This is a genomic window from Paenibacillus sp. 01T442, assembly GCF_056398345.1.
Genome location: NZ_JBFTPF010000065.1, coordinates 1 through 21,890 on the forward strand (window position 1 = coordinate 1; position 21,890 = coordinate 21,890).

General features: G+C 43.9%; 10 protein-coding genes. 9 read left to right on the forward strand and 1 reads right to left on the reverse strand.

What is annotated here, in order from left to right:
• Nucleotides 1–359 precede the first annotated feature (359 nt).
• From AC1DLM_RS28370 to AC1DLM_RS28395, 6 genes are all read left to right on the forward strand, one after another.
• Entirely contained in the window at nucleotides 360–1,340 is a 981-nt protein-coding gene (locus tag AC1DLM_RS28370) for an ABC transporter permease (RefSeq protein WP_441989601.1), read from the forward strand.
• Nucleotides 1,341–1,374: 34 nt separating this feature from the next.
• Nucleotides 1,375–2,268 (forward strand): carbohydrate ABC transporter permease, encoded by an 894-nt coding sequence (locus AC1DLM_RS28375; RefSeq protein WP_441989602.1) that lies wholly within the window; start codon nucleotides 1,375–1,377, stop codon nucleotides 2,266–2,268.
• A gap of 90 nt (nucleotides 2,269–2,358) precedes the next feature.
• Entirely contained in the window at nucleotides 2,359–3,957 is a 1,599-nt protein-coding gene (locus tag AC1DLM_RS28380; RefSeq protein WP_477571838.1) for an ABC transporter substrate-binding protein, read from the forward strand.
• Nucleotides 3,958–4,054: 97 nt separating this feature from the next.
• Nucleotides 4,055–10,609, forward strand: a complete 6,555-nt coding sequence (locus AC1DLM_RS28385; RefSeq protein WP_477571839.1) for an S-layer homology domain-containing protein — start codon at nucleotides 4,055–4,057, stop codon at nucleotides 10,607–10,609.
• Between the two features lie 257 nt (nucleotides 10,610–10,866).
• Nucleotides 10,867–12,720: a heparinase II/III family protein gene (locus AC1DLM_RS28390; protein ID WP_477571840.1), complete on the forward strand. Its 1,854-nt coding sequence runs from the start codon at nucleotides 10,867–10,869 to the stop codon at nucleotides 12,718–12,720.
• 20 nt (nucleotides 12,721–12,740) lie between these two features.
• Nucleotides 12,741–14,831, forward strand: coding sequence for a hypothetical protein (locus AC1DLM_RS28395; protein ID WP_477571841.1), 2,091 nt, complete (start codon nucleotides 12,741–12,743; stop codon nucleotides 14,829–14,831).
• Here AC1DLM_RS28395 and AC1DLM_RS28400 read toward each other — a convergent pair.
• Nucleotides 14,800–15,627 carry a helix-turn-helix domain-containing protein gene (locus tag AC1DLM_RS28400; RefSeq protein WP_441989607.1) on the reverse strand — a complete coding sequence of 276 codons (828 nt, stop codon included), beginning with the start codon at nucleotides 15,625–15,627 and terminating at the stop codon, nucleotides 14,800–14,802. The genes AC1DLM_RS28395 and AC1DLM_RS28400 overlap by 32 nt on opposite strands.
• 178 nt (nucleotides 15,628–15,805) lie before the next feature.
• On the opposite strand from AC1DLM_RS28400, the gene AC1DLM_RS28405 reads away from it, so the two are divergent.
• From AC1DLM_RS28405 to AC1DLM_RS28415, 3 genes are all read left to right on the forward strand, one after another.
• The gene (locus tag AC1DLM_RS28405; RefSeq protein ID WP_477571842.1) at nucleotides 15,806–19,141 is read left to right on the forward strand and encodes a DUF5107 domain-containing protein; all 3,336 of its coding nucleotides are present in this window, start codon (nucleotides 15,806–15,808) and stop codon (nucleotides 19,139–19,141) included.
• Entirely contained in the window at nucleotides 19,138–20,082 is a 945-nt protein-coding gene (locus AC1DLM_RS28410; RefSeq protein ID WP_477571843.1) for an aldose epimerase family protein, read from the forward strand. The genes AC1DLM_RS28405 and AC1DLM_RS28410 overlap by 4 nt, the downstream gene beginning before the upstream one ends.
• A 154-nt stretch (nucleotides 20,083–20,236) precedes the next feature.
• Nucleotides 20,237–21,439: a multidrug effflux MFS transporter gene (locus AC1DLM_RS28415; RefSeq protein WP_477571844.1), complete on the forward strand. Its 1,203-nt coding sequence runs from the start codon at nucleotides 20,237–20,239 to the stop codon at nucleotides 21,437–21,439.
• Nucleotides 21,440–21,890 lie beyond the last annotated feature (451 nt).

The following is a 21,890-nucleotide window of genomic DNA, read 5'->3' on the forward strand; positions in this document are numbered from 1 at the left end:
TCTTTACCGTCCTCGAAATCAGCTACGATTTGAAACCCAAGTGATTCCCAATCTAGGAAATATCTTAATCCTCTGCGTACAATCTCTTCGTCATCAACTAGCACAAGTTTGTACATAGTACGCCATCCTCTCGCTGTATGCATTTCTTATCGCTTACCTCATTATAGCTCAAAGGCAGCTCGAATTTGGAGTATTTCTAGGTTCTTTCACTGTATTGGTTGAAATAAGTAACCTTACTTGCATTCAGTAACTTTATCCCCGTGATTTGCACAATTTGCTAACCGTTTGTTTAATTTGGCTCCCTATTCAATTATACCCCTATTTCGTAGAATTAAATTAAAGCAAAGGGGGAGCGCAGGATGAGAGAGACAGTCATAAATAACCTATCGGATGAAACAAAAAGTAAAGTAAACACTAAGCCACTCAGAAGTAATTCCTTTAAAAGATTAGTTAGAGAAAATATAGCTTTATTTGCTCTAACATTGCCAGCGATTCTCTATTACTTGATTTTCCACTATACCCCGATGTTCGGGATCATACTTGCCTTTAAAGATTACAAGTATAGCGAAGGCATTCTAGGGAGTTCTTGGGTCGGGTTCAAAAATTTTGAATACTTCTTTACCTCCATGGATGCTTGGCGGATTACAAGAAATACAGTAAGCTATGCGGCTATATTTATCGTATTGGGTAATATTGCGGCCGTTTCAGTGGCGCTTTTGCTGTTCGAGATTCGTGGGAAATTGGCATTGAAATTCTATCAAACATCGATGATTATGCCGAAATTTCTATCATGGGTATTAGTCGGATACATGACCTACGCGCTATTCAATCCTACATTAGGTTATTTCAATCAATTGCTGCATTTCTTCGGATTCGAATCGATTGATGTGTACTCGAATGCCAAGTATTGGCCTTACATCATCGTATCGGTTGAAATTTGGAAGACTGTTGGATTAAGCTCCATTATCTATTACGCTGCCTTGATGAGCGTTGATCCGGAATTGTTTGAAGCTGCCAAAATTGACGGGGCAGGAAGAATGAGACAAATTTTCGCCATTTCACTTCCATCGCTTGCCCCAGTGTTGACCATCATCATTATTCTGGCAATTGGTAATCTGTTCAGAGGAGACTTTGGGTTATTTTATCAAATTCCTAGGGATATCGGGGTGTTATATCCAACAACGGATGTCATTGATACGTACGTTTATCGAGGATTACGTGCTGGGGACTTTGGCATATCGGCCGCAGTAGGATTGTTCCAATCGGTTGTTGGATTGATTTTAATCGTCATTAGTAATTGGATTGTAACTAAAATAAGACCTGAGAATTCGTTATTCTAATGTGTTCGAAAAAAGTAAGAAGGAGGCGCCAAGAATGTCTAAGTCATTCTCTGCTAATTTAGGCAATAAATTCATTCATGTCATCTTGGTATTATTTAGTTTAGCATTTATCATACCGTTTCTACTCGTTATCGCCGTCTCTTTCTCTAACGAGGAATCATTGTTGCAGTATGGGTATAAGTTAATTCCGATGCAGTTTGATCTTACCGCATACAAACTCATATTCGGTAAGCCGGACCAAATTTTATACGCGTATCTAACAACATCTGTTCAGGCAGTGGGAGGTATGTTCTGTGGATTGATTGTGATGTCCACTTGTGCATATGCGCTTTCTCGCAAAAACTTTAAGCTTCGTAAACCGATTGTGATGTTTATTTTCTTCACGTTGCTATTCGGTGGCGGTCTTATTCCGAGTTACATTCTCATCACACAGTATCTTCATCTGAATAACACGATCTTTGTGTATATACTTCCGACACTTGCAAATGCCTTTTATATCATTATTTTACGCACATTTTTTCAAGGTTTGCCTGATGCTCTGGTCGAATCAGCAAAAATGGATGGCGCTAGTGAATTTCGAGTTTATTGGCAAATTATACTCCCGTTATCTAAACCAGCACTTGCAACCATCGGGCTATTCGTATTATTAGATAAATGGAATGATTGGTTTACTTCCTTAATTTATATTCGTGATGAGAAGCTCTACACGCTGCAATTTCTGTTGCAACGAATTTTAATGGAAATCGATTTCCTCAAGAATGCGATGACTTACAATTTAACGATGGAAAATGTGAATTTATATAAACTTCCATCTGAATCCATTCGCTTTGCAATGGCCATTGTGGCTGCGGGTCCATTACTGCTTGTTTTCCCGTTTTTTCAAAAATATTTCTCTAAAGGTCTTACAGTTGGAGCTGTAAAAGGATAATTACATGTTTATACCAATTCCGAGGTTGTTGCTTGGCTTCGGAGTTGTATAATATACTATTTGAGCAGATTGAAAGGGGATAAAAGAAATATGAAGACGCTTAAAAGTGTGTTTAGCAAGACGATTGTTCTAAGTATGACAACGGCTTTACTTATAACCGGATGTAGTAAAACGAGCACAGACTCACCAACCACCACGACTAAGGCAACAGCAAGTGCTGCAGCCTCAGAAGCACCAAAGCAGGTGACATTAAAGTTTGTCACGTTTGGTTCAGGGAAACAAGCGGATTCGCAAGAGGTTTGGGATGAGTTTAACAAGAAGTTGGCTACGCTATTGCCAAATACAAAGGTAGAATTTGAACCCATTGTTAACACGGCATATGCAGATAAATGGAAGTTAATGGCGGCAGCGGCAGAACCAATTGACATTGCTTGGACAGGTTATGTCTTGGATTATCCAGGTGAAGTCAACAAAGGTTCTTATTTGGAGCTAGATGCCTTGGTTGATAAATTCGCACCTGATCTCAAAAAAGAGATTCCTGCTTGGGTGTTGGACCGTGCCCGTGTGAATGGTAAATTGTATGCGATTCCAAATTATCAACAAGCTGTAGATAATCGTCCAACGCTGCGTGTACCGAAAGAGTTTATCGATAAAGGATATATCGATCCGAAGCTTGCGCAGGAAACCTTTTATAAATATGGGCCAGTTTCCAAAGAATCTTTAGCTGTTATTGAAAATTATCTTGAGAAGTTGAAGCAAAACAACCAATTACGCAAAGGCTTTAGCACAGCGAATCTTCCAGGAATGCAGCATCACAATATGTTAACTGCACCATTCAAATTAGCTGGTGATTTGAAAGACCCGAAAAGTTTAAAGGTAGTCAATATTTATGAAACCGAGCAAGAGCAGTTGTTTATCAAAACGATGACGGATTGGTATGCCAAAGGGTACATTCGTAAAGATATCTTGAGCATGCAAAATCAACGTCAAGATGAAGGCAAGTCAGACGGAAATATTGCTTGGTTCCATACGATGGTAGGCAGCATTGAAGATCAATCCAAGATTGATAGTACACGATATGGATTCCCCGTTCAGGTCATTCCTATGGAAGAGAAGTATGTGATCTCCAACTTGTCTGATTCAACTAACTTAGCTATTCCTAGAACGTCTAAAAATCCAGAACGTGCGATGCAGCTTCTAAACCTATTAGATTCGCAGAAAGGAAAAGATTTATATAACCTTCTTGTATGGGGGATTGAAGGCAAGCATTACAAGAAGATTTCTGATACTAAAATTGAAACTATCGGTTACTCAGGTCAAGGGACTCCAGATGCGAAATATGGTCAATGGAACTGGGCTTCTGGTAATACAGCTAATAGTTTCGAAACACAAGCAAATCCAGAAAATTTCACGAAAATTWGGCAAGATACCAATGCAGGTGCAACAATTTCTCCATTACTAGGATATAAACCTAATCTGGATCCAATTAAAACGGAGCTTGCTCAGATTCAGGCTGTTGTAAAAGAATATGCGGGTTCGGGAGCAACACAAATTCTTGAAACCGGCGCTGTTCCTGATTCTGATGCGAAATACAAGGAATTTATTGACAAAATGAAAAAGGCAGGTTCAGATAAAATTACAGCTGAACTACAAAAGCAAGTGGATGAATTCTTGAAAACGAAGAAATAGGTTGTAGGAAATTGATGTGAAGAAAAGAGCCATTGTTTTATTGCAATGGCTCTCTTTCTCTTACTCAAAAATCGATTTTATTTTAGGAGGTCCCCGAATGACAGCGTTTACAAAATCGCGCAGAATGATAGCCCTATTGGTAGCGATTCTAATGATTTGCGCGCCTATTCTATCGATGCCGGTACAAACATTTGCTGCAGCTGCAGCAAGTTACTTCGTTGATGGTACAAATGGAAACGACAATAACAATGGTTCTTTAGCTGCACCGTTTAAGACCATCCAAAAAGCCGCTACTGTGGCAACTAGCGGTGACACCGTCGAGATTAGGACTGGCATTTATCGTGAGACGGTTACACCTGCAAGTGACAATGTAACATTCAAGAACTACGGCGGTGAAAAAGTGATCATGTCCGGAGGCGACTTGGTGGCAGGATGGACAGAAACCGCAGATGCTGGCATTTTTGAGGCTAATGTATCTTGGAATTTTGATAGCGGTAATGGCAACATTGCATTTTTTACGGATTCGACTGGTAACCCTGTATCCATGAGCCCAGCAAGATTTCCATATATAAAAGACAGTGAACTCTTAGTCAAGTCAAAGTATGGAAAATTTGTGAGTGCTACAAATGTAGACGTTGACCCATCGGGTACTGTGAATGCAGACGGACAATTTTTAACGTATGACAACGAGTATGTACGTCGATTTACTGGCATGACAACGAATGCATGGACAGGTGCACTCGTTTATGCATCGTCAAACAATGGATTCTCTGCACAGACCGGTGAAGTTCTTAGCAATACAGCAGATAAAATCACCTTTAAATGGCCGTTATCTGGATACACACCAAAATCATTTGGTGTAGCAAGTGGTATGTATCTTTCTAACAGCTATCAAGCACTTAAGCTTATTGCGGGCGCAGCTACAAAACCATCGAACGCAGCAGTGTGGTATAAAGATGTTGCTACCGGTAAGTTGTATGTGTACTTTACAGATGCTTCCGCTTCGGTTATTAACCCAAGTAGCGGTCAAGTTGAGTTTAAAAACAGAGAGAATGTTTTTGACTTAGAGGGGCTTTCAAATATTACCATTCAAGGTATTAACATTCGTTCTGCGGGAGTGAACTTTAAAAACTCTCATGACAACACATTCAAAGGTGCTGTTATCGAAAAAGTAGATTCCTATAACAAACTTTTTACAATGAGTGTGCTAACAGACGGACTTACAAAATCGTTTGAGTTAGATGGCTATAACAACACGGTACGTGATTGTGAAATCAAAGACATGTATGGTTACGGCATCAAAATGTTGGGGCATGACAACAAGGTAATCAACAACAACATTCACGATGTTGACCTTTTTGGTTATTATCAAGATGGTGTAGGAATCTATGGCTACAATCAGCTGGTTAGCCACAACGAAATCTATAACGTGGGTCGTGCAGCTATTGGCGGTAAGTTCCAAAACTCCGTCATTCAGTACAACAAGATGCATGATACGATGAAGATTTCCTACGATGGCGGTATCATTTACCTTGTAAACCATGACTTTGATGGTTCAGAAATTCACCACAATATTCTTTATGATGTACCTAACTCGGCAAACGTAGAGGGGATCTATCCTGATAACGTGTCTGGAAACTTAAAAGTTTATGACAACATTATCTACAACACGAAAGTTGCTATGCTTTTTAATACGCCTAACGAGCGTATGACGATTCTAAACAATACAATTCACAACTCAAAAGACAATAGTTTTAGCTCTTGGGGCGACACTAATGATCAACTTGAAACTTTTGGAACGGTAATCATTGGCAACATCTTTGGTGGCGCATTTGCCTCCCAATCGGCCAATGGAGCAGTTGAGCAGTATAATACTACGGGTGCGAATGCTGTTATTGGTGCAATTTTTGTAGACCCAGCCAATGGCGATTTCAGACTGAAAACACCAGAGCAGTATCGAAGCATCGAAATTCCAGGTGTAACAGATGGACACACGACGGGTTTTGCTGTACAAGGCGCAGTTCAGCCGGGAGCAGTTTGGACTGCTGGCTATGACATGGCGAATGCTTCAAATATTAAYCCAACGTTCCAGTTGAAGAAATTACCTTATCAACAGCTGCTAAAGAACGGCGGTTTTGTGGACGGATTGGCTAATTGGACTACCATAGGTTCTCCATCCATCATTACACATAACGCATGGGATTTTAGAAACGGTGGACAAAAAGCACAAGGTATGCTTATAAAAGATGGCTACACAGGTGCAGTCCTAAAAAATAACGAACAGATTTCCCAAACAGTTACTGTAAAGCCAAACACCAAGTACACAGCCTCGCTTTGGGGTAAGGTAATGGGTGAACGTAGATACTATTCAGATGCAATTCCAGTCACACCAGCAACCGCTCCTGATTCTTTTAGTTTCCGTAATTCAGAAGGCGCATTTATTTCAGGTTCATCTGTTACACTAAAATTCCCAGATGTTGAGTTTGCAACTGGTGTAGACAAAGTAATGTTTGGTACTGCTTCTGAAAACTCTACTGGTAAGATAGAGATGTATAAGGGTGACCCAGCGGCAGGTGGCGTGTTGATGGCTTCACAGACACTGGGTAGTAATGTAGGTTGGGGCTATAGGGCTATAAATACGCTGGCAAACCTACCTGCAGGCGGTACAACAGCGGATATTTACTTGAAGTTTATAAACACAAACCCAACGGCTTTGGCACGTACTTGTATGTTTATGGACTTCATCGTATTTAAACAATCGCCAGCAGCAGCTTCAGACTATCTTGAATTAGGGATTACTGGGCTTGCAACGAATCCACCTGTAAAGCAAGCAACGGCTTCAACCTTTGGTGTCGCTGGTGCGACAGCCCGCCCTACACATAGTATTAGTTTTACAACTGGACCGAATGATACCAGTTTGACTTACTATGTGAAAAAAAGTGGTACCAACACTTTAAGAGGCTACATTGATGAGTTGGGATTATCAGAGGATTCAGCTTACACGCCTGTCTATCCACCGGGCAGCACATACTTTAATGGCTTTGAAGATTCATGGCATCCTGCTAACTGGAAGTGGGGCTTGGGTACGCCTCTTCTCGATTCAACGATTAAGTCAGAGGGTAACTTTAGCTTTAAACTAGATGGCTCTGTAGACAAAAATGCAGTCTATAGAGTATTAAGCTCATCCTATGCAAAGGTTGCAACAGTAGATTTCTATGACGACATGGCGGCAGGCAATAAGAGCCTTATTGCACATGTTGACAGCAGTGGTGCAACAAACTTTGATAAGATTGCTAATATGTATGGCGCAGGTATCCACACAGCAAATTCTGCAACGAATTACTCAACTACACTTGGCACTGGTGCGTGGCAAACGTCAACCGTTACTCGTACATTAGGTTGGCATAAGCATACATTTGATTATTCATCCGGTACTGGTGTGGATATGTATATTGATCAAGTATGGGTAGGGTATTCCAACAAAGCTATTTCTTTTAACACCATTGCGTTGGGAGACTTTTTCACTGGGGAAAACAGTACAGGTAACTTTGATAATGTGAATGTTGTGGACACAACCACTCTCAAAGGACCGTTGGACGTCACTGTACCAAACAACTTAACAGTGGGAACAGCCTCCATAACAGATACTAGTGCCGCTGTGACTTTCTCACCATTAATCAGAGGTGGAATTAATCCACAGGTTACTTTGAGCGTGACAAATGCCCTTGGTACAAATCAGCCATTTACAACTGGTGGTTCGCTTCCTGTTGGTTTGTCCACTATGACCGTTAAGGTAACGGATGGTGCTACAGTCATCACAAAGACATTTTTTGTGAATGTAATCCAGACATCCTTTTTTGAGAACTTCGAGAATATCAAAGCGGATACATCCGTATCCCCAACTAAGCTTGGTACTTGGACGCAATATAATCCGAATGCGATACCAGATACCACGAAAGTCAAAAGCTACGACGGCTATCAAAGCTATGCTTCTTTAGGAGCTTTTACATCTAATAATGACGGAAATATTAATGCTATTATTAAGACTGGCGATTTTGGCGGGGTTTATGGCAAGGTGGTTACAGCTTGGCTATATGACGATTCTACTGCTGGAACTCTTAATCAGGTTTTAAATGTAAAGTCATCTAGTACTGATGCTTCTAATAAGAATAGTTGGTATGTTGGACCCTACTTTAAGTCTCCATCAGCAGGTTCACAAACCAAATATGCCGTACGTGCAGCCCAGCCAGTTGCTGCAGGAGGAACAAATGGTGCGTTTGCTGCGACTACGATTTCTAGAACAACAGGATGGCATCAGATGAAGTATGACTTTACTGAAACTGGTAAAGTTAAAATTTATATTGACAATCAGTTCGTACGTACAGAGACACTGACATCGTTAGAGCCTGATGTCATAGCTATTGGTGATTTCTGGCAGGATGCATTGTCCAAATCTTTAACTTCTTATTGGGATAATGTGGCCATAACAACCACAAATGACACGATGGGGCCTGTGATCACACCATCAGCTAATGCGACCACATACTTTGCGGATACAACGGGTGTAGCTATTGACAGTGCTATCTCATTTAAAGATCTAGATACCGCTGCTATTCCTGATACTGCGAAAGTAATGGTAAGCATCGTGGATGGCTTCAAGGGCACAGAAGATGTACTGCAGCTTACCAATGCGCCTAGCACAATGGGCGATATTGCAGGCAGCTACGATGCAACCACAGGTATTCTTACACTTACTTCTGCAGGTGGTGCAACTGCTGCGCAATGGCAGGCAGCTTTGCAAGCCGTGCAGTACAAAAACAATTTAACAACCCCAAGTGTTGGATCTCGTGGCGTGAGTATTGTAGGCTATGATGGTATCAATCTGGGAAATGCGGTTACCAAAACCGTATCTATTTCATTGWATAAGCTACCAATCGTTTCTAACACAACGCTTACAGCTACTGTAAACACAGCCGTTTATTTTATGGCTACAAACTTTGGCTTCAGTGACTTTGATGGTGATGCCTTGGTTAGTGTCAAGATTCTTACACTGCCAACCCATGGTGCACTGAAATTAAGCGGCACAGATGTAGTGGCAGATCAAGTGATTCTCGCAAGCGATTTTGCCAACATTACTTATAGCCCAACTACTGATTATGTAGGAACAGATGTATTTACTTGGAATGGTTTCGATGGAAACCGTTTTGCGAACACTGGTGCAGAGATTCACATCAATGTCATGGAAGTTCCACCAAATATTTATACGATCATGGCTACTGCAGGTATCGGTGGTGCCATCATGGGCGATGTAACTGTAACGGAAGGAACATACGCAACTTTCACATTCATACCAGATAGTGGTTATTTGATCGACACATTGATTGTAGACAATGCAAGTGAAACGGTAACAGGCAATACATACACGTTTGCCAATGTGACAAGCAATCATACGATTCATGTTACGTTCAAGTCAGTACCGAATAATGAATCGGGTGGTTCTATACCACCAACACCAGTACCAGTACCAACACCTGAKGGTACTGTCATCATTGATCCTGGCCAATTAACGAAAAGCGAAAACGGAAGAACAACGGTCGAGATTCCTGCTAACACGACGGAGATCAAACTTCCGGGGAATACGGCTGACCTAATTCAGCGTAACAATTTGGATATCAAATCAGATGCGTTGACCCTATCTATTCCATCCGAGGTGCTAAAGCAACTAACAAGAACACTTTCCGCGGATGAGTTAAAAGGTGGTACCATTTCACTGAAGATGAGCCCGCTATCCATTGCGGATGCGAAAGAACTTATTAACAAAAGTAGTCAGTCTGCGAATACAGTAAATAAACTATTCGGTGATGTGTTTGAATTCAATTTATCTATTCAAACAGCTGACGGGAAAACAATCAATCTTTCGAAATTTGATAAACCGATCAAGCTTGAGTTCAAGATTAGTCCTTCGATGAATCCGAAATTGGCAGGTATCTACTATCTGGCGAATGACGGTAAACTCGTGTATGTCGGAGGCAAAGTAAACCATGGTGTCATCACGGCCGAAATCAACCACTTTAGTAAATATGCTCTTCTTGAAGTTACGAAGACATTCACGGATGTGCCATCTGGACACTGGGCTTCCAACGTAATCAAGGAACTTGCAGCGAAGCAAATCTTGACCGGTACAAGTGCTACGACCTTCGAACCAGGACGCAGTGTAACTCGTGCTGAATTCACAGTGCTTCTGGTTAGAGCTTTGAAACTTACGGAAAAAGGCGAAATGACATTTACCGATGTGAAATCAGGCGAATGGTATGCTGATGCGGTATCCATTGCCGTGAAGGCAGGTATTGTCCAAGGTAAGAGCGCCACATTGTTTGACGCAAATGCGCAAATTACTCGTGAGGAAATGGTTACTTTGCTTCTCAGAGCATACGAGTTTAAGAAGGGTAAAGCTGTTGGTACAGCCACTCACTCTTTCTCAGATGTGGATCAAGTATCACTATGGGCGGTTGAATTTGTGAAAACGGCATTGTCCCTTAACTTGATTCAAGGTCGCTCAGCGGACAAATTCGATCCGCAAGGCATCACGACTCGTGCCGAAGCTGCTCAAGTCCTGTATAACTTATTAGTAGCAACACAAGCGATTGAATAGGTATATCGAACGAAGCCAAGGAGGGCACTCTCACAAGGAGTGCCTTCTTTTTTTCATAAGTTGAAAAAAGTAACTTTAATTGCTTTTCATATCCAATCTCTTTCACGAGAGCAATTTATTAGCTTTATCTTTAAATTGACTCCCTATTCATACCTCGCCCAGTTTCGTAAAATTAATGTATAGATAACCAACGTATATGGAGTCATTGCAATTGTCAGCAATGGCTCTTTTCTATTAGGAAAGCGAGGGAAATAAATATGCTCCAACAATTAACCTTTCGTCAGCTAAAGAATGCATTAGAGGAAACGCAGCATTTACCACGTACCCTTTATTCAGAAGCAACTGATCCTGAGAATTGGCGTCGGATCCGGAAAGATGACAACTACTCGGATTTCTGGCTTTCCTTAGAAAAGAGAGCAGAACATCTCATTGAAAATCCCGTTCGAGCCCCGCTTTTTACGGAGTTCACTTTATTTGGTGATACGGGAGATCGAGCGACATATCAGAATGTTTTCGAACAGTTGTATGCGGGTGTTCATACTTTCAGCACGCTTGCGATGACAGAAGATAATCCGAAATGGAAGTCAGGACTAGAGAACGCGATCTGGAACGTATGCAACGAATACACGTGGGTAATACCAGCTCATGTGGGACTATACGTGAATGAATATCCGAACGGTATCTGGGATCAACCTGTTCCACCTCGTGAAACAGTAGACCTTCTTGCTGGGATGACCGCATTCACGTTGGCGGAAACAGTTCATTTGCTTCAAGATCGTTTGCATCCCTGGATCATTCATCGGGTGAACGAGGAGATTGAAAAGAGGATTTTCAACGTGTACTTCAATGACCCCACACCTCAAAACTGGGAATTGAAAACAAACAATTGGCCAGCGGTATGCTCCTCAAGTATAGGGGCAACGGCCATTTACATGATCGAAGATAGTGAGATGCTGGCTGGCATGCTTTGGCGTGTGATCGGGGTTCTGCGGAATTACTTTTCTGGATTTGATGAGCAGGGTGCAACACCAGAGGGGCCAGCCTATTGGCAATATGGGTTTTCACACTTTGTTTATTTTGCAGAATTGTTAAAGGAACGAACCCATGGGCGCATTTCTCTTCTCAGCGATGAGAAGGTTGCAGCGATCTCACAGTTTCCGCAATTTTGTATGCTAACAGCGGGGAAAGTCGTCAATTTCTCGGATTCGGCCGAGGAGGTCACCTTGAATCCAGGACTTATTCAGCGCTTACAGCAATATGTACCCAATCTGCAGCTTCCTACAGACGAATACCGAATGAAACCTGTTCCGGGTAATTGGCTTGATGTAACGAGAGGGATGCTATGGTCATTGGGTTCGGAAATTATGCACGCCGAAGATGATAGCGACAGGATTCAGGAACAAATTTTCACAGGAAATCAATGGGTTATTTCGAAAGTTAAGCATGCGTATGGCGGGATTACAGCATTTGCTGCTAAAGGTGGACATAATGAAGAGCCACACAATCATAACGATCTGGGGCACTTTATTTTACATGTGAATGGTCAGAATGTGCTGGCTGATTTAGGACTAGGACGCTATACCAGACAATATTTTCAACCCAAGATTAGGTACGAGATGATCAACGCAGGTTCTCATGGGCATTCCGTACCCATTGTAGATGGCTGCAGACAAGGATTTGGCAAGTCATACAGGTCAGAGATCCTGCACCAGCAAATCTCAGAAGATGAACTAGAAGTAACTCTTGATTTGACGAAAGCTTACGACTGCGTTGCATTGGAGCGCCTCACGCGAGAGTTTGTGTGGAAACGTCCATTGGATGAGATCCCCCAATTGCTCATAACGGATCACGTTGTTTTGAATAAAGCATCAGCTGCGTTTCAAGAGGTTTTCATCAGCTCTCTAGAGCCTCAAGAGACAGGAAACGGCCGGCTGCAAATGAATGCCGTGACACTCATCTACGATCCTGAGCAGTGGAATCTTGAAATCGAGCATCTCCTGGTAGACTCTCACTACAAATCGGGTATGCCATTTTACCGGATTGTGTTGGATCGCAAGCAAGTGGAACTGGAAATGACGGTCCAGTTTCGATTCGAAATCAGAGAAGATTAACGATGACCTGGGGGTGCAGCATGTTTAGCGCAGATGAAATGGATTATCTAGAAAGTTTAAAGGGATTAAACCCGATTCAACCTCACATTGATAAGTTTCAACAAGAGTGTAAGCACGATAATTGTGTAGTAACTGGGTTATCTCGTGACATCTATCTGGATTTCGCTGAAGCGCGAGTTCGTCAATTCTTTCCATTTCAAAATGAAAACGGAGGAATATTAGATCCTAGCGATGGGAAAGAGCATGAGTTTGCGACCGCTTCTTTTGCCAAAGCTGGGGCGATTCTACTCGCGAATGATCGTTGTAAGGATTTGCAAGATCTAATTTTGCTCGCAATGGATTGGGCTTGCACTTGTTTAGGGGAGAATAGAGTTCCGGACGACCACGCTGATTTCACGACCTATATGCTGGTTCGGGCTTATCAATTACTGACGCCGATGGTGGAAACGAAGAGAAGCGATGCTTGGAAAATGAATTTGTCTAAGGTTGAGCCTGAGTCCTTTTATTGTCAAACGGTTCGGAATTTTCCGGATATTCGCTCCATCCGCAACTGGGCGACCTATGCGATGCATGGCGAAATGATGAGGTATCGTGAAGGATTAACGGATTCTATAGCTTTCATCGACAAGTATTTGAAACCGCAAATGACGCGGTTCACGCGGGAAGGGCTCTATCGCGATCCGAATCTACCTGCTGCCTATGATTTGGCGGCACGCCAACAGCTTAGCGGACTACTAAATGCCGGATATGACGGGGAATGGAAGGAATTCCTAGATTCGCAGCTGCGCAAAGGTGCCCAAACGATGTTGTTTATGCAATCGACAACAGGAGGGACAAGCTCTGGAGGCAGGAGTAACCAAATCATTTGGAATGATTTGACCTATGCCTATCTCTGTGAACGTGAGGCTGCGCGCTATGCGAAGGAAGGAGATCTCGCATGGGCTGGGACCTTCAAGCGTGCTGCACGGAAAGCGATGCAATCGATTCTGCGCTGGATCGAAGATCCCGTAGAATTCCGGTTGTTGAAGAATCGGTTCGCTAGCGAGCTTCGAAATGGTTGGGAATTTTACGCCTATTATTCGACGTACAGCTTATATGCGGCTCAAATTGCTGCTTCATGCTTCGAAAGAGCTGACGAAAGCATACGGGAACAGGCAACGCCTGCGGATTTAGGCGGCTATGTGGTACCGATCGAGTCTTTTCATCGGATCTATGCAACAACAGGACCGCAACAAGGCAGTTATCATGTTGTCATGGATACGTCTGCACAAATGGGGCATGATGCAACCGGCTGGGTTCGCTTGCACAAAGCGGATTTCCCAGATGAATCGGCACTTTCGATGGGGATACCTGGGCTCAGCGGAAATGTGCACTTGAATTATTTTGTGGCTAAGCAAGTCATTCCGCGTCCGCATAYACCAGCAGCTATTGGTCTGACTTGGAGGGATGGGCACGGCGTCTGGCATAGGTTAGCAGGCTTTGGCAGAAGAAAGCATGAAGCTTTTGCCTCCTTGGATAAGGACGGGGTGCCAACCAAACCTGAGGAGATGCATTGGCAAGCCAATCTGGCAAATGTTCAAGCAGACTCTGCTGCTTTGTCTTTCCAAGTCCATTATGCCGCAACAGGACTTCAACTCTTAAACGAGATGGATCTGCGTACACCTGGTGATGATCTTCATCCTGCGTATAAGCGAGCCATAGCAGATTTAATGCCAAGACCCGGTGTCGAGGGCCTAGCGGCGATCACGGAATCGTATTGCATTGCTGTCGAAGGTGTCACAACCGAGTGGTCTGTTGAAGCAGCGGAAGACATGCCGTTATCCGCCATTGGCGTCACGGTTCCAGTACTCGTATCCAACGGAACGGATGAGAGTACCATTCGCGTAGAGGGGAATAAGCTGGTTGTCTCCTATGCGAATTCACGTTATGTGATTCAGCCTGTTGGTGAATCAGACGATGTTGAGCTAGAGCTTCTACCGGGGTTGATGCCGAATCGCAATGGCAACTATCGACTTGCTCAATGGATAAGTAAGGATGTGAGTAAGGCGATTAAGCTTCATTTCTCTATGGAAAAAGACACTACCCCTTCGGAACGTTCCGATAAGCACTAGGTGAAGTACCCGTCATTTTCTTAAATAATCTCGAAAAATAATAAGGATCTGTGATCCCAATGGTTGCAGCAACTTCTTTGATCGTCAGACCCGTTAAACTAAGTAATTGGGCAGCCTTCTGAATTTTTAGACGCAAGAAGTACTCAATCGGAGGGAATCCGGTCTCTTCATTAAATAACAAAATGAGATGCTGTTTCGACAAGCCCGTATGCTTGGCCAATTCAGGGAGCTTAATCGAATCCTCCAGACGATCGCTCATGTAGCGGATGGCGAGTTCGAGATACTGCTCTCTTTTTTTGTCTTTGGCCGTACCACCTGCGCTGATGCCTATGCCGCTAATCAGCTGCCGAATGGACTGTGATACGTGCGTGTGGATGGGCAACGAATAGGTTTTGTCAGAGAGAAGAGCATAACACTTATCAAATACATCCTTAAATTCGCTCATGGCGCCAATCGGTAAATGAAGTGGACCTGCATCCATCCCATACATACGTATGAAAGAAGTAACATGGTCGCCACGCAGATGAAACCAGTAAATACTCCATGGTGCATGCGAGGATGCTCCGTAGCGATGCGGCGTTTTGGCCGGAATAACGGCTAAATGATTTTGAGTCAAAGCGATTGTTCGTTGTTGATCCAACTCGATCCAGCCTTCTCCGTCTGAGCAAAAAATGAAGATATGGGCATCACTGCCTTCGGGCCGTTCTCGATAATGATGCTGTGCTTGGGGGAAAAATCCAATATCGCTTATAAATAAATCGCGTGTCAATTCTGAACGGTTTAGTTCCGTCTGCATGTAATCGGGGAGAATAAATAATTTCTCTTCTTTAAATCCTTCAGGTTTTCTAGTGGTATCCAGTTTCCATCACTTCCTTCAAGTAAATAAGAATATAATCCATTACATTAAGCATTTTGTCAATTGGCGATTGGCTTCTGTCAGGGTAAAGTAGAGACAATAAGATAAAGGAGTGATCATGTTGAGTCAGAAAGTTCGCATTTGGGAAGAAACAACGTCGATTCCGACTTATGCTATCGGAGAGCCAGATCGCAATCCCATGTTCCTAGAGAAACGTGTCTATCAAGGAAGTTCGGGTAAGGTGTATCCGCATCCGGTTATCGATAAAATTGAAGATGAGAAGAAACCACAACCCTATCAAATGGTGATGTTGGAAAACGAATATGTTCGCATTGAGATCATGCCTGAACTTGGCGGACGCATTTACCGTGCCCTAGATAAAACGAATGATTACGATTTCGTCTATTACAATCGCGTGATCAAGCCGGCCTTGGTTGGCCTGGCAGGACCATGGATTTCAGGCGGTATCGAGTTTAACTGGCCTCAGCATCACCGTCCGAATACGTATGGTCCAGTTGAGTATAAGCTAACCGAAAATGAAGATGGCAGCGCGACCGTTTGGGTTAGTGAAATTGATCGGATGTATGGAACGAAAGTTACAGCGGGTTTCACCCTCTATCCGGGCAAAGCGTATCTGGAAATATCAGCTCAGCTGTACAATCGAACGCCGGAACCACAGACATTCCTATGGTGGGCTAACCCGGCGGTAGCGGTGAATGAGCATACGCAATCGGTATTTCCTCCAGATGTAACTGCGGTGTTCGACCATGGTAAACGGGATGTATCTAGATTTCCAATCGCGACAGGAACGTATTACAAAATGGACTACTCGGCTGGCGTTGATATTTCACGCTATAAAAATATTCCGGTGCCGACCTCCTATATGGCTTATAAATCCGACTATAACTTCGTCGGCGGTTATGATCATGGTGTTGGGGCAGGCTTGCTTCACGTAGCGAATCATCATGTTTCACCTGGGAAAAAGCAATGGACATGGGGGAATGGCGAGTTCGGCCAAGCATGGGATCGCAATCTAACCGATGAAGATGGCCCTTACATCGAATTGATGACAGGTGTTTACACAGACAATCAACCTGATTTCACGTGGCTTCAGCCGTATGAAGAGAAATCATTCAAGCAATATTTCATGCCTTACAAAAATATCGGTGTCGTGAAAAATGCATCCATCGATGCGGCCATCAACTTAGAAGTTGATGACAAGACAGGCGAAGCGACTGTGCTTGCTTATGCGACTTCCCTATTTGAGGGCGCTGTCGTGGAACTGAAAGGCCGTGGCCGCACATATTTGAAGGAAGTTGCCGAGCTATCCCCAACGCAAACGTTCAAGTCCGTGATTACACTGGATGGCAACGATCAACCACACGACTTGAAACTGACAGTTCGGGACGCCAATGGCACCTTGCTGATTGCTTATCAGCCTGCGAAACCATCCATTGAGCAAGTGCCCGATGCAGCTAAGCCGCTGCAGTCTCCGGAAGAGTTGCAAACGAATGAGCAGCTATATTTGGCTGGGCTGCATCTGGAACAGTATCGCCATGCAACGTTCGAGCCTGAGGCTTATTACTTGGAAGGATTAAAACGTGACCCAAGCGACAGCCGAATTAATGTCGCCTACGGAACACTGTTACTCCGCCGCGGTTTATTTACGGAAGCAGAAGCTCATTTCCGTACAGCGGTGAAGTCGCTCACGTGGCGGAACCCGAATCCTTATGACAGTGAAGCTCTCTATCAGTTAGGTGTTTCGCTTAAGCTTCAAGGACGTTTGGAAGAAGCTTTTGCTGCGCTATATAAATCGACATGGTCTGCCGCTTGGCAGGACGCTGGTTTCTTCACACTTGCACAAATTGCATGTGAGAAAGGTGTTTACGGAGAATCGTTGGAACTCGTTGAACGTTCACTGGTACGGAACGCACACAATTACAAAGCTCGCCATCTGAAAGCTGCGCTTCTTCGCAAGCTTGGACGGACACAAGAAGCATTCGTCTACTCCCAAGAGACATTGGCCCTTGATATCGCTGATTTCGGTTCAGCTAATGAGAAATACCTTACGCTTTCCAGTCTAGGTGACCAATCCCTAGCTAACGAAGTGAAAGCTGAGCTTGTGCGACTGATGCGCGGAGATGCCCATAATTATTTGAATGTAGCAGCCGATTATGCGAATTGCGGATTGTTTGAGGAAGCGATTGAATTGCTGGACCGCGTCGTGGAAGATCACAATCAGTCAGACGTATATCCTATGTTGGCTTACACATTGAGCTATCTGAATGAGCGAATTGGTCATTCGGAACGAGGAGCATTGTATCGTAAGGCTGGCAATACGGCAGCATCAGACTACTGCTTCCCGAATAGCTTATTCGATTTACAAGTGCTGCTAAGTGTGATCGCAGTCGATGCATCCGATGACAAAGCGCATTACTATCTGGGAAATTGGTATTACGATAAACGAAGACACGAAGATGCAATTACGCATTGGGAAGCATCACGTTCAATACGAGATGATTTCCCAACGGTACATCGCAATCTGTCCCTCGCTTATTTCAACAAGCGCGGTGATGCAGCATCAGCCCTTACGGCTATGGAGACGGCTTTCGCTTGCAGACAAGATGATGCACGTGTTTTCTACGAGTTGGATCAATTGTACAAAAAACTTGGATACACAGCAGAGATCCGCTGCGCAAAGCTTGGGGAACATCAAGCTTTGGTTAACAAGCGCGACGATCTCTATGTCGAGTATATTACCCTACTGAATGCACAAGGTTTCCATGAGCAAGCTGTTCAAGCCCTCCAAGCACGTAGTTTCCACCCTTGGGAAGGTGGGGAAGGCAAAGTGACTGGCCAACATGTATTTGCACAAGTTGAACTAGCCAAACAAGCATTGGCCGAGAATCGCTATAAAGAGGCGGTCACTTTATTGCGGCATGCGCTCGTCTATCCAGATAATTTAGGAGAAGGTAAACTATCAGGAACACAAGAAAACAATGTGTATTACTATCTCGGCCTTGCACATCTAAGATTACATGAAACTGAGCTTGCACAGGAGTGCTTCGGCATTGCATCGCAAGGATTAGAAGAGCCGGCCAGCGCGATGTATTACAATGATCAGCCGCCAGATATGATTTTCTATCAAGGGATGGCTTGGCTAGCATTAGGTAATGAGAAAGAAGCTAAACGTCGCTTTAATAAATTGGTTGATTATGCCGAAAAGCATCTATTTGATGAAGTGAAATTCGATTATTTCGCGGTTTCTTTACCGGACTTCCTCGTGTTCGAAGATAATTTGAATGTCCGTAATGAAGTTCATTGCCGTTACATGATGGGGCTTGGGCATCTTGGTTTGGGGCATAAGGAGCTGGCAAAGGAGCAATTTGACTTAGCGCTTCTTATGGAAGCGAATCATACGGGTGCACGGATTCATCGTGGATGGATTGAATGAGTAGTCCCTGTGTCGTACACGTGCAAATGGGATTGTATAAAGGCTTTACATCGATCATCCTTGAGAGTGAACAGATCCGTATAGAAACAGTCCCAAAACTCGGAGGGAAATTGGTCTCCATCGTGAATAAAACAACCGAAAAGGAATGGATGCTGGATTCGGGTGATCGTGCACTGCAAGTACCTGAATACGGCTCTACCTTCACAGATTGGGATATGAGCGGCTGGGATGAATGTTTTCCAACGATTGCGGCATGTCCGTGGGAATTGGATAAGCGTGTGAATGTGCCCGATCATGGTGAAGTATGGGCACTCCCTTGGGCATATACGATCGAAGAGAACGAGATTATTTGCTTGGTTAAGAGTCCACAGCTTCCATATTGCTTTACGAGACGAATATCGTTCACAGCTGGGGATCGAGTAAGGCTGACATACCAGATTGAGAATACGAGCGACCAGTCTATTCCCTTCCTGTGGGTGCCACATCCGCAGTTTGCCATCACGGAGCCTACACGCATACTTCTTCCAGCAGAGATGGAAGAGTTGCTCTGTGTGTACGAGGGTCATACCTTGAAGAATGGCGCTTCCTATCCCTGGAAGGATGTATCGCTGCTCTCCCCAGTCGTGACGGGTGATGGGCGAAAGTTTTATTATAATGGACCGGTGTCAGAAGGGTGGTCTGGCTTACTAGGTGAAGATAGTGGTAACTTTCTACTTGTATCTGTGTCTCCTGAGAAGGTTCCCTATCTTGGGGTATGGATAGACGAAGGGATGTTCAATGATCGAGTTACGTGTGCACTAGAGCCTAGTATTGGTTATTACGATTCACTTGAAATGGCCGTCGATAACGGGACGGYGCAATGGATTGCAGCCAAAACCTCCTATGAATGGCATGTTGAACTCATCCTTGGTGCTGGTGATTGGCAGCAAGTTATAAAATGAAAGAAGCAGACAACTGATGAATGATCAGTTGTCTGTTTTTCATTTCGATGCGCACAATTAACTGTTGTCAAAAACAATACAGTTATGTTATGGTGTAACCAAATACAGAGAAAAGTTCCGGATATGGAATGGGAGTATAGGAGAAACTCATAAGATGACAAACAAGAACAATCAGCATGTCGTTCGACTAGCGCTGCTGCTCGGTTTATTTTCGACACTTGGCCCTTTTACCATTGATATGTATTTACCGGCCTTTCCACAGATTGTAGAGAAATTCGGTACAACAGCATCCCTCGTACAGCTTAGCCTGACCGCCTGTTTACTCGGACTTGGTGTTGGCCAAGTGGTTATGGGCTCACTCAGTGACGTCTACGGCAGGCGCAAACCGCTGCTCATTTCCATGGCTCTCTATGTTGTGGCATCCATAGCTTGCGCGATCGCACCGAGTATATGGCTGCTGATCTTTGCACGACTTGTGCAGGGGTTTGTTGCGTCAGCGGGCATTGTCATTTCTCGGGCAATTGCACGTGACATGTTTAGCGGCCACGAACTCACCAAATTTTTCTCATTGCTCTTACTTGTCGGAAACTTAGGCCCACTTGTGGCGCCTGTAGCCGGAAGCGGTTTTCTATCGCTAACAAGCTGGGTTGGCGTCTTCGTTGCATTAGCGTTCCTGGGGATGTTCCTCCTTGCCATGACCAAATGGAGTCTCAAAGAAACGCTGCCTATGGAGCGCCGCAGTCCTAGTAATTTTGCTCAGCAACTGCGCAATTATGGATCGCTTTTGCGCGACCGCTCATTCACGGGTTATATGCTTGCGCAGGGGGTCATGATCGCGGGGGTATTCGCTTACGTCTCGGGCACACCATTTATTTATCAAAATATTTATGGGGTTTCCCCTACGGTATTTGCATTGTTATTCGGTTCCAATGGAATTACCTTGATTATCGGTTCTCAGTTGGTCGGTCGGATGGCTCATCGTGTGTCGGAGCAATTCTTCTTGTTGCTCGGTTTATATATGGCTGGAGCAGCCAGCATTGCCGTCTTGCTAGTGGGAATATTCCATGGGCCGTTATATGCACTCGTGATCCCGCTTGTGTTCTTTGTAGCGTCGATCGGTATTACATCGACGGCAGCTTTTCCGCTTGCGATGGAGAGCCAGGGACATATGGCAGGCAGCGCGGCCGCGTTAATGGGTGTCGTTCCCTTTTTACTCGGAGCGGTCGTTTCTCCGCTAGTTGGGATTGCTGGGGAACACACGGCGGTTCCGCTGGGTGTCATTATTTTAACAACAAGCGCTGCAGCGATGCTGTCTTACTTCCTTTTAGTGAAAAAAGGGTCGAAAGAGACGGTTTGAGGAAGTCACTAACACAATTGTACGTTTGTTTTGGAATGCTCGGGATAATCTCGGGCATTTTTTATTTGCACGAGAGAATTTATAAGTTTGAGGGACAAATAGATGGATTTTCTACAGTTATATTTTTGGATTTCTCGATCTAGCGCTGAATAGATGGATAACGTACAGCTAATTTAATCCGTTTTACGCGATCGGAACAAAAAAGGCATTTTTAACTACATGTTTTACAGTTATATCGATTTTTCGAGCAAATTTCGTTTAAATAGCTACATGTTTTCCAGTTAATAGAAGAAATGTTGGTCTTGCAGAAATCGCTTCTGCATGCGGGTTTGGGGATGCCTCGTATCTTAGTCACCAATTCCTCAAGAGGTTTGGCGTCAATCCTGGAAAGCATAGAGAGCAGGCCTTCAAACGAGACAGTCGTATTATCACACACAATAGTAAGCAAGTC